At 74.0% G+C, this 14,289-nt stretch carries 10 protein-coding genes and 3 tRNA genes; 6 read left to right on the forward strand and 7 right to left on the reverse strand.

Features of this window, described 5'->3' with window-relative positions; genetic code table 11:
* Positions 1-7: 7 nt before the first annotated feature.
* Positions 8-1,012, forward strand: coding sequence for an endo alpha-1,4 polygalactosaminidase (locus tag ACWDBB_RS06610; RefSeq protein WP_449788504.1), 1,005 nt, complete (start codon positions 8-10; stop codon positions 1,010-1,012).
* 54 nt (positions 1,013-1,066) lie between these two features.
* Here the strand turns inward: ACWDBB_RS06610 and ACWDBB_RS06615 are convergent, their stop codons facing one another.
* Positions 1,067-1,267 carry a hypothetical protein gene (locus ACWDBB_RS06615; protein ID WP_449788505.1) on the reverse strand — a complete coding sequence of 67 codons (201 nt, stop codon included), beginning with the start codon at positions 1,265-1,267 and terminating at the stop codon, positions 1,067-1,069.
* 153 nt (positions 1,268-1,420) lie between these two features.
* Between ACWDBB_RS06615 and ACWDBB_RS06620 the strand changes: the two genes are divergently transcribed.
* The 4 genes from ACWDBB_RS06620 (at position 1,421) to ACWDBB_RS06635 (ending at position 6,238) form a co-directional block, all read left to right on the forward strand.
* The gene (locus ACWDBB_RS06620) at positions 1,421-2,374 is read left to right on the forward strand and encodes an aldo/keto reductase (protein WP_449788506.1); all 954 of its coding nucleotides are present in this window, start codon (positions 1,421-1,423) and stop codon (positions 2,372-2,374) included.
* A gap of 192 nt (positions 2,375-2,566) precedes the next feature.
* On the forward strand, positions 2,567-2,962 hold the full coding sequence (locus ACWDBB_RS06625; protein ID WP_449788507.1) for a WXG100 family type VII secretion target: 396 nt from the start codon (positions 2,567-2,569) through the stop codon (positions 2,960-2,962).
* 13 nt (positions 2,963-2,975) lie between these two features.
* Positions 2,976-5,183 carry a hypothetical protein gene (locus ACWDBB_RS06630; protein WP_449788508.1) on the forward strand — a complete coding sequence of 736 codons (2,208 nt, stop codon included), beginning with the start codon at positions 2,976-2,978 and terminating at the stop codon, positions 5,181-5,183.
* On the forward strand, positions 5,180-6,238 hold the full coding sequence (locus ACWDBB_RS06635) for a hypothetical protein (RefSeq protein ID WP_449788509.1): 1,059 nt from the start codon (positions 5,180-5,182) through the stop codon (positions 6,236-6,238). The genes ACWDBB_RS06630 and ACWDBB_RS06635 overlap by 4 nt, the downstream gene beginning before the upstream one ends.
* Before the next feature lie 60 nt (positions 6,239-6,298).
* Here the strand turns inward: ACWDBB_RS06635 and ACWDBB_RS06640 are convergent, their stop codons facing one another.
* The 6 genes from ACWDBB_RS06640 to ACWDBB_RS06665 form a co-directional block, all read right to left on the reverse strand.
* Entirely contained in the window at positions 6,299-7,300 is a 1,002-nt protein-coding gene (locus ACWDBB_RS06640) for a C40 family peptidase (RefSeq protein WP_449788510.1), read from the reverse strand.
* Positions 7,297-8,574, reverse strand: a complete 1,278-nt coding sequence (locus ACWDBB_RS06645; RefSeq protein WP_449788511.1) for an SPFH domain-containing protein — start codon at positions 8,572-8,574, stop codon at positions 7,297-7,299. Before ACWDBB_RS06645 ends, ACWDBB_RS06640 begins: the two co-directional genes overlap by 4 nt.
* Positions 8,575-8,768: 194 nt before the next feature.
* A complete protein-coding gene (locus ACWDBB_RS06650) occupies positions 8,769-9,731 on the reverse strand; it encodes a hypothetical protein (protein WP_449788512.1) in 963 nt (320 codons plus the stop codon).
* Positions 9,732-10,084: 353 nt separating this feature from the next.
* Positions 10,085-10,160, reverse strand: a tRNA-Arg gene (locus tag ACWDBB_RS06655).
* A 31-nt stretch (positions 10,161-10,191) separates the two neighbouring features.
* A tRNA-Arg gene (locus ACWDBB_RS06660) sits at positions 10,192-10,267 on the reverse strand.
* A gap of 251 nt (positions 10,268-10,518) precedes the next feature.
* Positions 10,519-10,612: transfer RNA gene (locus ACWDBB_RS06665), tRNA-Ser, on the reverse strand.
* Positions 10,613-10,789: 177 nt separating this feature from the next.
* Between ACWDBB_RS06665 and ACWDBB_RS06670 the strand changes: the two genes are divergently transcribed.
* On the forward strand, positions 10,790-14,284 hold the full coding sequence (locus tag ACWDBB_RS06670) for a PAS domain-containing protein (RefSeq protein WP_449788513.1): 3,495 nt from the start codon (positions 10,790-10,792) through the stop codon (positions 14,282-14,284).
* The last annotated feature ends 5 nt before the right edge of the window (positions 14,285-14,289 follow it).

The raw sequence follows: 14,289 nt of genomic DNA on the forward strand, positions 1-14,289 counted from the left end.
GACTACCGTGAACCGTCGCAACCGGCTGCTTCCGGCCGCCCTGGCCCTCGCCACCGCCACCGCCCTGCTGGTCAGCTCGTGCAGCAGCTCGGGATCGGAGGACGACCAGGACTCGGCCGACGGCACCCCGAGCAACTCCCCCGCGGCCACCGCGCCGAACACCCCCGGCACCCCCGACGCGACCACCGCCGCGCCGGAGAACCCCGCCCCCGTACCCACCGCTCCCGGCACCACCGTCCCGGCCCCGGGCACGCCCGGCGGAACCCCGCCGCCCGCCACCCCGCCCGGCAGCCCGGCACCGCCGCCGGCCGGCGCCCGCTGGCAGCCCACCCCCGGCCTGGCCTGGCAGTGGCAACTCGGCGGCGGCGTGGACCAGTCCGTGGACGTACCGGTCTACGACATCGACGGCTTCGAGAACGACGCCTCGGTGGTGGCCGCCCTGCACGCCAAGGGCCGCAAGGTGATCTGCTACATCAACGCCGGCTCCTGGGAGGACTTCCGCCCCGACTCCGCCGCCTTCGCCAAGTCCCTGCAGGGCTCGGACACCGGCTGGAAGGGCGAGAAGTGGTTCGACATCCGCAAGCTCGACCAGCTGAAGCCGCTGATGGCCGCCCGCTTCGACATGTGCCGGAGCAAGGGCTTCGACGCCGTCGAACCGGACACCATCGAGGCCTACAACCAGAACAGCGGCTTCCCGCTGACCTCCGACGACCAGCTCAGGTACAACCGGATGCTGGCGCAGCTCGCCCACGAACGCGGCCTGGCCATCGGGCTCAAGAACGACCTCGACCAGATCCCGGCGCTGCTCGGGGACTTCGACTTCGCGGTCAACGAGGAGTGCGCGCAGTTCGACGAGTGCGACCGGGTCGCCCCGTTCGTCAAGGCGGGCAAGGCGGTCTTCCACGTCGAGTACAAGCTCGACACGGACCAGTTCTGCGCCAAGGCCAAGTCGCTGGGCTTCAGTTCGATGCGCAAGAAGCTCGAGCTGAACGCCTGGCGCAAGCCCTGCTGAGGATTCCCGCTCCCGTCGCGCGGGTGACCCGGACGAGGGCCACCCGCGCGAGGGTCACTTGACCGCCAGCCAGATGACGCCGCCCAGGACGACCAGCGCGACGACGGCGATCAGCGCGATCACGCCGGTGCGGCTGCCGCTCTTGCTGCTGCCGTAGGTGGAAACGTTGCCCGGAGCCTGCGGGGCCGGGCTCTCGTCGACGAACGCCCGGAACATCTGGGTGCTGCCGGCGGGGTCGTAGTCGTTGTCAGCCATGGCAGGGACTCTAACGAATCGGCCCACCTCAGGCACACCCCGGACCCCCGTCGCGCGGGACACACCACCCCCACGTGCGACAGCGGTACGACGGGCCCGTGAAACCGTACGGTTCACGGAACACACCCCGCCGCGATCCGGTTGACTGGGATCATGACCGGAAACCACAGCCGGGTGAGCCTCGGCACCTCCGACCTGTCCGTCTTCCCGCTCTCCCTCGGCGGCAACGTCTTCGGCTGGACGGCCGACGAACAGCAGTCCTTCGCCGTCCTGGACGCCTACGCGGCGGCCGGCGGCAACTTCGTCGACACCGCCGACGTCTACTCCTCCTGGGCGCCGGGCAACACCGGCGGCGAGTCCGAGACCGTCCTCGGCAACTGGCTGCGCAGCCGCGGCAACCGCGAGGACGTCGTGATCGCCACCAAGGTCGGCATGCTCGCCGAGCGCTACGGCCTGGGCGCCGCCAACGTCAAGGCCGCGGCCGAGGACTCGCTGCGCCGCCTGGGCGTCGAGCGGATCGACCTCTACTACACCCACCGGGACGACGACACCCCGGTCGAGGAGTTCGTCACCGCGCTGGACGAGCTGGTCCGCGAGGGCAAGGTCCGGGCGGTCGCCGCCTCCAACATCTCCGCCGAGCGGCTCGCCGAGGCGCTGGCCTTCGCCGACCGCGAGGGCCTGGCGAAGTACGTCGCCGTCCAGCCGCACTACAACCTGGTCTCGCGCGACACCTTCGAGGGCCCGCTGGCCGACGTCGTCGCCGAGCACGGCCTGGCCACCGTCCCGTACTACGCGCTGGCCTCCGGCTTCCTGACCGGCAAGTACCGCCCGGGCGTCGGTGGCGTGGACAGCGCCCGCGCCGAGGGCGCCGCCCGCTACCTGGCCGAGCCGCGCGGCCCCAAGGTGCTGGAGGCGCTGGACACCGTCGCCGCCGAGCAGGAGGTGGAGCCCGCCTCCGTCGCCCTGGCCTGGCTCGCCGCCCGACCGACGGTCGCTGCCCCGATCGCCAGCGCCCGCACCGTCGAGCAGCTCCCGGCGCTGCTGGCCGGCGCCACCCTGAAGCTCACCCCGGAGCAGACCGCCCTGCTGGACGCCGCCTCCGCCTGAGCCGCGCCGGTCCGGAAGCTCCCCCTCGTAGGCCGCGAACTCGCCCCGCTCCGGGCGCGGTTCGCGGCCCGCGACGTTCCGGATCACGTCCGTCGGCTCGGGAACCATCGACGGGGCCGAAAAGTCATGGTCAATGAACGACCATGCACGGACCAAGACTTCATGACCGAGACGCCAGCACGGGGGAACGCTTTGGCTGACAATCCTGCCTGGGACGGCCTGTTCGACGACGAGGACCGGAAGAAGTACGCGGGCCTGCGGCTCAACTCCGCCGGTGGCGGCGGGGGCGGCGGCAAGCTGACCGTCAGCCCCGCAGACCTGAAGGCGCGGGCCGGCACCGTCGACGAGATCAGGGGCAACTTCCACACCGTCGACGACACCGCCGCGGAGAAGACCACCACCGCCTATGCCGCGCTGACCAGTTGGCAGACCGGCCCGGAGCTGCGCAACCGCTCCATCCGCTGGGACAGCCAGGTCTCCACCCTCGGCAACCTCCTCTACGACATCGCCGAGCGGCTGCGGAAGACCGCCGACCAGTACACGGCGACCGAGAACGCCAACAAGCAGAACCTGTCCGGCGGGAACTGAGGGGGCCACCACCGTGCTGAGCTACGAGATCGTCCGCAACGCCAGGATCGAGCCGCTGCACGCGGCCGCCGAGGAGTGGAAGACCCTCCAGGCCCGCTACGTCGGCCTGAAGGACCGGCTGACCAGCGAGGTCGCCGACAAGCTGGCCGCCGGCTGGGAGGGCGAGGCCGCCACCCAGGCCCGCGCGCAGATCAAGAAGGCCGCCGAACAGCTCGACGCCGCCGGAAAGGAGTCCGCCGACATCAGCGGGCTGCTCGCCGACGCCGCCCAGCAGTTCACCGCCGCCCAGAACCTGCTCAAGAAGATCGCCGACGAGGACGGCCCCGCCGACCACCTGAAGGTGGACGGCACCGGAAAGGTCACCGACGTCCACCCGCTGCTCAACGACAAGAGCGCCCAGGAGGACCCGGACTACCAGACGGTGTTCCTTCCCCAGCGCAAGCGCGCGGTGGAGAACCTGGTCCACAGCCTCGAAGCGGCGCTCCAGCAGGCCGCCGACGCGGACCAGGCCGCCGCCTGGGCGCTGCGCGCGGACCCGAACGGCGCGAACGACCACTCGTTCAACGCCAACGGCTACCACAGCCTCCAGGAGGCCACCGAGGCCCGCAAGGACCTCGCCGACGCGCTCGCCCTGGCCGGAAAGGGCGGCGACCTCTCGGTCGAGGAGCTGACCAGGCTCAACTCCCTGCTGGAGAAGCGCAAGAGCGACCCGGCGTTCGCCGAGCAGTTCGCCACCACGCTCGGCCCTCGCGGCACCCTGGACTTCTGGCGCGACGTCAACGACCCGGCGAAGTTCGGCAGGTACAGCAAGGAGCGCAACGAGGCCGTGAAGCAGCTCCAGGCCTCGCTGGGCGCGACCCTGGGCACCGCCACCCAGAGCCACTCCAAGCCCATGCAGGACTGGGAGAACGAGATGATCAAGCTCGGTCCCCAGCTCGTGAAGCGCGAGGGCGGTGGCCCGATGCCACTCGGCTACCAGCTGATGAGCAGCCTGATGCGCTCCGGCGAGTACGACTCCGACTTCCTCAACTCCTACGGCGAGAGCCTGCTCAAGTACGAGCGCGACGCCAAGGTGGATCCGCAGGTGGTCTGGGCGCCCGACTCCACCCAGCCGAAGTGGGACCACCTCGGCGAGGGCCGTGGCGGCGACGCCGTGGCCGGCTTCATGGAGTCGCTCAGTCACAACCCCCAGGCCTCCACCCGCTTCCTGGACCCGGGCGACCCCCGGACCAACGACCACCTCAAGTACCTGCTGGACGAGCGCGGTTGGCCGGACGAGATCCGCGACGGCAAGTACGTCCAGGGCCAGCACTCGCTCGGCCTGGCCATCGAGGCCGCCGCCACCGGCGACCGGGCGGGCCAGGAGGACACCGTCAGGCATCACAGCGAGGCCCAGGCCCGGGTCATGCGCGACACCGTCAACATGCTGGACGGCGGCATCGGCCACGAGAAGCTCCCGGCCGGCATGCAGCGCCCGATCGCCAACGCGCTGGCCGACTACACCGCCGACACCCACGACATCCTCTCCGGCACCAACCGCGCCGCCAAGGACCACTCCGGCGAGGACGCCAGCGGCGTCTGGGTCGACCCTGTCACCGGGGAGACCAGGATGGCGACCGACAAGGGCTCCCTGGTCCGGGTCCTGCGCGGCATCGCCGACGACCCCGAGTCCCACCACGTCGTCCAGCAGGCCGAGATGGTGCACGTCGCCCAGCAGCTCGCCGAACTCCCGCCCAACGTGGGCGAGAAGGAGTGGAAGGGCGTGATGGCCAACTCCTCGGTCGCCCTCGGCGTGTACGACGCCGTCCAGGCCGACGCCATCCTCGACGAGCGCGACGACGACACCAAGGTCAAGGCCTGGCAGGCCAAGGGCCTGTACCAGGGCATCGGCACCCCGCTGAAGCTCGTCCCGGTCCCCGGGGTCGGGGCGATGGCCCAGAGCCTGCTCGGTGACGGGATCATGGGGTGGCAGATGAACGCCACCGCCGAGATCAACGCGGCCGCGGCCGGCCGGATCGAGGCGAACACCCTCACCGGCGCCGACGGCCGCAGCGGACACGAGGGGATCAGCGCCATGGTCGAGAAGTGGCAGCAGCAGCGGGCCGGACTCAACCCGGACGCCCCGGCCGTCGACTGGGACGAGCAGCAGATGCGGACGATCTACAACACCGGCCGCAGCGACGCCGCCGCCGCCCTCGGCCGCGGGGGCGAGAACAAGTGACGGCCGAGCCCGCGGAACCGCGCGGGGCCCGTCGGCGGTGGCGGCTTCCGGTCGCCGCCGCCGTCGGGCTGGTCCTCGTCACCGGCGCCGTGTTCTACCTGGGCGGCGGGTACGACCGCTGGCAGGACGGCCGCTCGCTGGCCGGGCTCTGCCACGGCAGCGTGGACACCGCCGAGGTCGAGGACCTGCTCGGGGTGGACCGGGCGCGCGGCAAGGACGCCAAGGTGCCCGAGGGCCTGGCCGCCTGCTCCGTGGACAACGCCGGGAATCCCGGCAACGGCTTCCTGGACGTCCGGATCGACCGGAGCCAGCAGCGGGCCGACGGGGCGCTGCACAGGCTCGGCCGGGACCGTCCGAACCTCTCCACCACCATGGTGATGCCGCTCGGCCACGGCCGCAGGGGCGTCCTGGACCTCCAGGGCCGGATCGGCGCGACCGCCGTGGTCGCCCTGGACTGCCCCGCCCCGAACTCCCCTGGCCTGCTGGTCACCGTCGGGGCCGTCCCGGCCGACGGCAAGCACGTCCTCGACGACCCGGCCCGGCGGGCCCGGTTCGCCCGCATCGCCGCCCGCGCCGCGGACGGCGCCGCCCGGGTCTGGGGCTGCACCGCGCCCTCCGGACCGGAGATCACCGAGGTCCCGGCGGACACCCGGTACGTCAAGGTCGCGGACGGCGCGGCCACCGGCACCTGCGCCGGCCTGTCCGGCACCACCAACGAGTCCGCGGCGGACCCGGACGCCCCGATCGAGGACTGCTTCCTGTACGCCGGCCAGGACGCCCCGCGCTTCCGCCTGGGGGCGTACTACCCGCCGTTCGCGGACGTCCTCCCCGCGGTCGCGGACTACCCGGTCACCGGCCCGGCGGGTGCCAAGGACGACGTGGCCTGGGCCACCGCCACCTGCCCCGGCGGCGCCACCGCCCTCTTCACGGTGGCCACCGTGTTCGACGGGAACCACATCGCCGCGGCCGACCCGGCCCTGGAGAAGGACGCCCTGCGGACCTTCGCCGCCCGGTCCGCCCAGCGCCACGGCTGCTCGGCGCCCCAGCTGCCCTGAGCACACGGGACGGGCCCCCGGCGGCATCGCGCTGCCGGGGGCCCGTCACCGTTCTCGCGGCTACGGCCGCCCGAAGTGGGTCGGGTAGTAGCCCGAGTTGAGTGTCGAGACCCGGACGGTCGTACCCGGCCGCGGGGCCTCCACGAACTTGCCGCCGCCCAGGTAGATGCCCACGTGGTGGATCCCCGAGGCCCGGCCGCTGTCGGACCAGAACACCAGGTCGCCGCGGCGCAGCTGCCCGGCGCTGATCGGCGTGGTCGCCGCGTACTGGTCGTCGGCCACCCGCGGCAGGCTGATCCCGGCGCGCCGGTAGGCCTGCTGGACCAGTCCCGAACAGTCGTAGCCGGACGGGCCGTTGCCGCCCCAGACGTACGGCTTGCCCAGCTGGGCGAGCGCGTAGTCGATGGCCGCCTCCATGCTCCCGGAGGCCGGCGCGGGGTTCGTCGACGGACGGCTCGCGGGGGGCGCGGGCTGGGCGGTGGCGCCGGCCGAGCCGCCGGACTGACCGGCGTGGCTCGCGTAGACGTCGTAGTGGCTGGTCCAGCGCCACTCGCCACGGCCGTTCTTGAACCAGTACTTCGACCCGTCCCAGCCCTGGCGCATCCCGGCGGAGGAGGCCGAGCCGTTGGAGACGGCCTGGGCGGTGGCGCCGGCCGAGCCGCCGGACTGACCGGTGCGGCTCGCGTAGACGTCGTAGTGGCTGGTCCAGCGCCACTCGCCACCGCCGTTCTTGAACCAGTACTTCGACCCGTCCCAGCCCTGCTTCCCGGCCGCGGCGTGCGCGGATCCGGCGCCGGCCGTCAGGCCGACGACGCCGGCGCCCGCCAGCACGGTGGTGGCCAGACAGGTGCTCCGCACGGCCCGGTGTATTCGGCTGCCGCCGGCCGCCGCCGCGGAGCGGGCGGTGCGCGGCCGGACGACACAGTTCGCGCAGCCGCAGCCCTCGATCGCGGGGATGCGGCCGAGGCGCTCCTCGAAGCCGATCAGACCGGGATCACCGTCGGGGCCGAGCGGGCCCACGGCCTCGGCGGGTTCGGCGTACGCGCCGGTGGCTATCCTCATGCGGGTCGTCCTTCCTTCCGCCCGGCGCGGGCGGCCGGGGGCGGTACCGAGGCGGCCACTCCGGCCGGGGCGACGAAGGCGACCAGCAGCTGTTCCATCAGCGCGCTGCGGGCGGCCTCGTCCAGTTCGTGCGCCGTCGCCCGCTCCAGACGGCGGACGGCGAGCGCCGCCGCCTCCACCGCGTCGTCCACCAGCACGGTGCGCAGACCGGCGTCCAGGTCGGCCAGCCGGCGGCGGCGCATCGACTCGGCCACCTCCGGCGCGTAGTCCAGGGCCAGCGGCTGCACCGAGTAGACCTCCAGGCCGGCCGGGGCGACTTCGGCGGCCAGCGCCCTGGTCATCTCGTCGGCGAACCACTGCCCGTCGCGCAGCGCCGGTCCGGGCGCGGCGTTGCTGTCGCAGGGCAGGGTGGACGCGGTACGGGTGAGTACCGCCTGGACCTGCTCGCGCAGGTAGCTCTCGTGGTCCTCGATCGCCAGCAGCGCCCGTGCGGTGTCCTTGACCCGCCAGACGATCAGCAGCCGGACCACGATCGGCGTGCCGGTGCGGTCGACGACCCTGACCGGCTCGCTGCGCCAGTGCCGCAGCCGCACATCCGCCCGCCGACGGCGCAGCAGCGGGTTGACCCAGACCAGGCCGGTCCGGCGGACGGTGCCCCGGTAGCGGCCCCAACGGGTGAGCACCCGGGTCTCGCCGCCCGCGTTGACCAGCAGCCCGGAGAGCGCGGCCACCGCCAGCAGGCCGGCCGCGGCCGCCGCGGCGATCCACTTCGCGTCCACCTCCACCAGGCCGCTCTCCCGCACGGCACTGCCCCGCAGGTCGGGCAGCGCGTCCCAGTACGGGATGACACCGGTGCGCAGCAGTACGAGCAGCACGCCGACCACGCCGATCAGCACCGCCAGCAGGGCGACCCAACCGGGCAGCGCGGTGGCGGGCTGCTCCCGCAGCGCCTGGTCGGCGCGCGGCGGGCGCCGGGAGGTGGTGGCGGCCGGGGCCCCGGCCGCCGTGGGGTCCGGGAGTTCGACGGTCTCCGGGGCGGCCGACTCCAGCGGGTCGCGCACCGCCGTCGCGCCGCCGGCCGGCGACGGGTGCGGGACGACGGCCAGCGGGGTGGTCGCCGGACCGCTGTCGACCGGGCCGCCCGGCTTGACGGTCCGGACGGTCGTGGCGCTGGCCAGCGGACTGGAGCCGGAGCCGGAACGTTCCGGCAGTGCCGGCGGGAGCGCCTTGGGCAGGTTGTCGGGTCGCTGCGAAGAATCGCGGGTGACGTCCATGCACGGATCCTCTGGGTCTGTGTGTCGCGCAACGGGCGGCCCGGATCTGACGGGCAGTGCCAGGGTCAGGCTAAGTTCATACGTCATCAAATGCGACATTTGAACCGAGGTGTGTCGACATTTACTGACGAATCATCCAAAGCCGACCTGACGCGCAGGCACATGAGTGGATGGTCGGGACAGTTCGGCGCGGGTCAGCGCCGAGGAGCACCGTTCCTATGGGCGAACACCCGACGGGTGATCAGCCCGAGGCCGGTGAGCACCAGCAGGACTCCGGCGAGTCCACCGCGCCAGCCGTCCGCCCCGGGCCGCCCGGACCAGCCCTGCGCGGCCACCACCGGCGCCGCCGACGGCCGGGCGGCGGGCTCGCCGGGCTCCACCACGGCGGCCGGTACCGGCGAGGCGCCGAGGCCGATGGCCGGAGCCCGGGCCGGGGTCGGGGTCGGGGAGACGGTCGCGGTGGCCGAAGGGGCGGGGACGGCGGGCCGGGTGGGCACGGTCGGCGAGGTGGCCCTGGACGGCGCCACCGCCGGCACCGCCGCGACGGACGGACTCGACGTGGCCACCGCCGAACCCGTGGCGCCCGGGCTCGGCTCGGCCGGGCGCGACGCCGCAGGGCTCGACGCCACCGCGACGGAAGGACTCGACGTGGGCGTCGCTCCCCCGGTGGCACCCCGCACCCGCACGAACTCCCCCGGAGCCGGCGAGGTGAGCACCGGCCGCTCCGGCAGGCCGGTGGCGACGACCAGCTCGCCCGGCGGCCCGGGCGTCCGGCCCCCCGCCACATCGACCGCGAACGGGGTGAGCAGGTGCTGCCCGTCCGCCAGGTCCTCGACCGGCAGACAGGACCACCGGCCGTCCGCCGGCACCCCGGTGATGCAGAGGTCGTCGCCCGAGTCCTGGTCGACGACCGAGACGATGCCGCCGGCCTCGCCGGTGCCGGTGAGCCGCAGGCCCGGGTCGTCGGTGTCCGCGGGGACGGTGATCGTGGGGACGGTGATCGTGGGGACGGTGAGCGCGGGAACGTCCGGGGCCTCGGCGGAGGGCCAGGCGTCGGGGTGCCGCAGGGCCGCCGCGAGCGGGGCGTTCCACGCGGTCAGCGGCCCGCTCGCGAGGACGGCCAGGGCGACAGCCGTACGGGGAAACTGTCGGCTCATCCGGCTCTCCTTCGCGGTCGGCTGCCTGGGCGGCGGGCAGTCTGCACAAGATCCGACAAAAAGGAATCACGATCCTGAGCCGGTCATATCGAGACACCTGGGCTTTTGACCGTGTCCCACCCGTTCGGCGGTCATCCGGGCGGCAGGACGGGATGTACCCGAAACAGCTGCATTTCATCCATTAGGCGGCAATCGACGCCACCCGAACGGACGCGGGAACGGGAGCACCGGACCCATCCGGCGAGTGCCGGCCCCCGGAACGGGACCATCCACCCGACGGCCCCGTTCGAATCACCCGCGGGGAACCCCGGGGAACGCGAGAAACCCCCGGCCGATGGCCGGGGGTTTCTCGATGGTGCGCTCAGCAGGATTCGAACCTGCAACCTCTTGATCCGTAGTCAAGTGCTCTATCCGTTGAGCTATGAGCGCAAGGAACGGGCGAACCCGATCTTGCGGAGTTTGGTGCGCTCAGCAGGATTCGAACCTGCAACCTCTTGATCCGTAGTCAAGTGCTCTATCCGTTGAGCTATGAGCGCTCGCCCTGGTGAACTCTGCCTCCGGGGCGTTGCGGGGACAACATTACATGACCTGCGGCGTAGGACGAAATCGGTTGATCCGGGCTCGTCCGGGGCCCCGCCACCGCCGCGCTACCGAACCGCTCCGGGCTGCTCCGAACCGCCCTGAACGGGTTCCGAACGGGTTCCGAAACCGCTCCGGGCCACCCCCGGTCCGCACCCGGGAACGCGAAGAGCCCCCGCCGACGAGATCGTCGACGGGGGCTCCCGGCTGGCGGAGGCTGAGGGATTTGAACCCTCGATCAGGAATAACCCCGAAACCGCATTAGCAGTGCGGCGCCATAGACCGGACTAGGCGAAGCCTCCCCACAAGGAGCGTCCCCGCGCGAGCGGAACCGTTCCGTGTGTCAGTGATGATGCCACAACCGTGGGCCTTGGCACCAACCGCTGCCAACGTTACTAGGCGGGTCGTCCCCACCGCAAAGAAGAATGAGATACTGCCGTCTCCGGAGGAGCTGCCCCGAGCCGAGGAGACCTGTCCACGTGAGCAGCAGGCCGATCCGAGGCGCTGCTCGCCTCGCCGCCATACTCGACGCCCTGCCCGACGCGCTGCTGCTGGTGAACAGCAACGGCACCGTCGTGGATGCCAACAGCGCGGCGGTCCAGGCGTTGCAGGCACCGGGCACCTCGCTGGTCGGCATGGGCGTGCTGGGTCTGCTGCCCGAGTTCGACCCCAGCCGGATCCCCGGCTCGATGCGCCCGGCCACCCGCGACGGAGAGGCCCTCGACCGCCCGGTCCGGATGACCGCCCACCGCACCGACGGCACCACCTTCCCGGTCGAGGTCTCCGGCAACGACTTCGCCGACGACGGCGAAGGCCGCGGCTACGCGCGCTCCCCGTACGACTCGTACCGCGAGAACTCGCCCTCCTCCTCCGACCTGCTCCTGCTGCTGGTCCGCGACCTCTCCGGCCGGCTCGGCGTCGAGGCCGAGCTGCGCCGCCAGCACAAGCAGACCGAGATGATCCTGCGCGCCGCCGCCGAGGGCGTGCTCGGAGTGGACCTCGAAGGCCGCTGCGTGCTGGTCAACCCGGCCGCGGCGCACATCCTGGAGTACCGGGCGAGCGAGCTGGGCGGGCGCGAGCTGCACCCGCTGATCCAGCACTCCCGGGCCGACGGCACCCCGCTGGCGCTGGAGGAGTCGGCGCTGCTGGACACCCTGACCTCCGGGCGCAAGCACCGGGTGCGCGGCACCGTGCTGTGGCGCAAGGACGGTCGGCCGGTCACCGTCGACCTCACCACCGCCCCGGTCCGGGACGGCGACCAGCTGGTCGGCGCGGTGATGACCTTCACCGACCGCAGCCGCGAACTCGCCCTGGTCGCCCGCAACGAGCACCTCACCGCCGTCCTGGAGAGCGAGCTGGGCGGCGCGCTGAACGCGCTGAACCAGCGGCTCGACGCGCTCGCCGCCGACCCGGCCGGCCAGCTCTGGCCGGAGGCCAACTGGACGCTGCGCCGGCTGGCCGCCGAGTGCCGCCGGTTCGGGAAGCTGATCGACGGGGTCCTCGACCACCAGCGCTGCGAGGCCGGCGAGAGCGGCGCCGCCGAGGCCAAGGACGGCAAGGAGTCCAAGGCGGGCAAGGACGCCATGGACGGCAAGGGCGGGCGGAAGGCCGCGCCCCGGGTGCCGGTGGGCCTGGACAAGGTGGTCCGCCGGGCCGTCGAGGAGGCCGGCGAGCTGGTCGGCCCCGGCCGGGTCCGGTTCTCGGTGCACGCCGCCGCGGTCGAGGTGATCGCCGACGAGCGGCGGCTGGCGCAGGCGCTGGCCCACCTGGTTGCCGACGTCAGCGGCGTCGGGCTGGCGCTGGCCACCCCCGACGCCCCCTCCCCCGGTCTGGCCGTGCCCGGGCTGAACGGCGCCGCGCCCGCGCTGTCGCCCGCCCCCGAGCCGCCGACCGTCGTCCTGGCCGCCGCCCAGCGCGGCGAGGTCGCCCGGGTCGAGATCCGCGGCCCCGGCGTCGGCGGCAGCCCCGTCCACCTGCCGATAGCCCGGGCGGTGGTCGAGCGCCACGGCGGTGTGCTCCAGCCGCACGAGCTGCCCGGAAAGGCCGGCACCACGTACGTCGTCGAGCTGCCGCTGGACCCGGCCGCCGCCAAGGCCGCCGCCGAGCGCGCCGCCGCCGAAGGCCGCTCCGACCGGCCCAAGGAGAGCGACAGCGCCGTCCTGCCCGAGCTTCCGGGCATCCCGCAGCTGCCCAGCAGCGGCGAGGCCGCCGACACCGCCGAGGCCGCGCCGGCCGGCGAGCGGCCCGACCCCGAGGCTGCGGGAGCCCCCGCGGCACCCGCGGCACCCGCGGCTCCCGACGCGGAGCGGGCCCCTGCCGAGGAGGCCCCCGCCGAGCGGCGCGGCCGCCGTGGCCGACCGGCCGCCGAGGCCCCGGCCCCCGGCACCCCCGACGTTCCGGCCGACCAGTGGCCGAACGCCCCCGCCCGGGTCGAGCGAGCCGTGCCCGAGCAGTGGAACGGCACCGGCAACGACCCCGCGTACGGCCGCCAGGGCCTGGCCGGCCCGGACGGCGCCCAGAGTGACCCGTGGGGCAAGGACGACGGCCGCTCCGGCCCCGCCTACGCCGTACCCGTCGAGGGCCACCGGGCGCAGCCGAACCGCCCCGGCGGACGCGAGCCGCTCGCGCTCGGCCCGGCGCCCACGCCCGCCGCCCCCGATGGCACCCCGCCCGGCGGCACCCCGACCGACGAGGCCGCCGAGGAGCTCTCCCAGGGCGAGACCAAGCACCGGCGCCGGCGCGCACTGCCCTCGGCCGACGAGGCCCCCGGCGGCTTCGCCCTGCCCGGAGTACCCGAGACCCCGGTCTACCCCGGCCTGGAGCACGCCCTGCCGACCGGCCCCGCGCCCGTGCTGCCCGAACCGGCGGCCGCCGCCCCGACCGGGCGCCGCCGCCGGCTGGCCGTCCCGCCGGGGCCGGGACCGGACGCGCTGGTGAACGCCTCCGGTCCGGCCGGTCCGGTCGCCCAGCCACAGTCCTCCCCCGGCACCGCGCTGGCGCCGGCCCGCGCCGCGCTGCCCGCCGCCGCCGAGGAGCCGTCCGGACCGCGCCCGGTCGGCACCGGCCTGGGCGAGCTCGCCCCGCCGCGCCAGCTCGGCCCCGCGCCGCTGCCCGCCAACGCGCCGCAGCCGCCCGTCCCCGCCGACGCCGCCCGGACCGCGCCGCGCCCGATGGCCGAACTCACGGCCGCCGACGAACGGCCCGCCGCCGGACAGCCGTCGGCCCCGACCGGCGAGCTGGCCAACACCCGTCGGCTGCTGGTCTGGCCCGAGCCCGACCCGGCCACCAAGCAGGCCCTCCAGGCCCGCGGCTACCTGCCGGTGATCGTCAGCTCCCGCGAGGAGGTGGACGCCCAGGTCGCCGGCTTCCCCGCCGCCCTCTTCGTCGACCCGCTGACCGGCCCGATCACCCGCACCGCGCTCCAGTCGCTGCGCACCGCGGCGCTCAACCGCAGGGTCCCGGTGCTGGTCACCGCCGGCCTCGGCCAGGCCACCCGGGACGCCGCGTACGGGGCCGACCCGGCCGTCCTGCTGCGCGCCCTCGCGCCGCGCGACGGCGAGCACCACGCCCCGCGGGTGCTGCTGGTCGAGGGCGACCCGGACATCGCCGCCGCCATGATCGGCAGCCTGGAGCGGCGCGGCATGCACGTCGAACACGCGGTGGACGAGAACGACGCGGTCGCCCGGGCCAGCAGCGTGCAGCCCAACCTGGTGGTGATGGACCTGCTGCAGATCCGCCGCCGCCGGGTCGGCCTGCTGGACTGGCTGCGCGCCAACGACCGGCTGCACCGCACCCCGCTGGTGGTCTACACCTCGGTGGACCTCGACCCGCGCGAACTGCCCCGGCTGCGCACCGGCGAGACGGTGCTGTTCCTCGCCGAGCGCTCGACCAGCGAGGACGTCCAGTCCCGGATCGTCGACCTGCTCGGGCGGATCGGCGCGATGGGCGAGGCGGGCGTCGCCGCCGCGGGCTGACTCGA

This window comes from Kitasatospora sp. NPDC001095 (assembly GCF_053598615.1).

What these genes read in the sequence shown, in the direction of transcription:
- ACWDBB_RS06615 (WP_449788505.1), bottom strand. Translation starts at nt 1,267, where the DNA reads ATGGCTGACAACGACTACGACCCCGCCGGCAGCACCCAGATGTTCCGG.
- ACWDBB_RS06620 (WP_449788506.1), top strand. Translation starts at nt 1,421, where the DNA reads ATGACCGGAAACCACAGCCGGGTGAGCCTCGGCACCTCCGACCTGTCC.
- ACWDBB_RS06640 (WP_449788510.1), bottom strand. Translation starts at nt 7,300, where the DNA reads ATGAGGATAGCCACCGGCGCGTACGCCGAACCCGCCGAGGCCGTGGGC.
- ACWDBB_RS06645 (WP_449788511.1), bottom strand. Translation starts at nt 8,574, where the DNA reads ATGGACGTCACCCGCGATTCTTCGCAGCGACCCGACAACCTGCCCAAG.
- ACWDBB_RS06650 (WP_449788512.1), bottom strand. Translation starts at nt 9,731, where the DNA reads ATGAGCCGACAGTTTCCCCGTACGGCTGTCGCCCTGGCCGTCCTCGCG.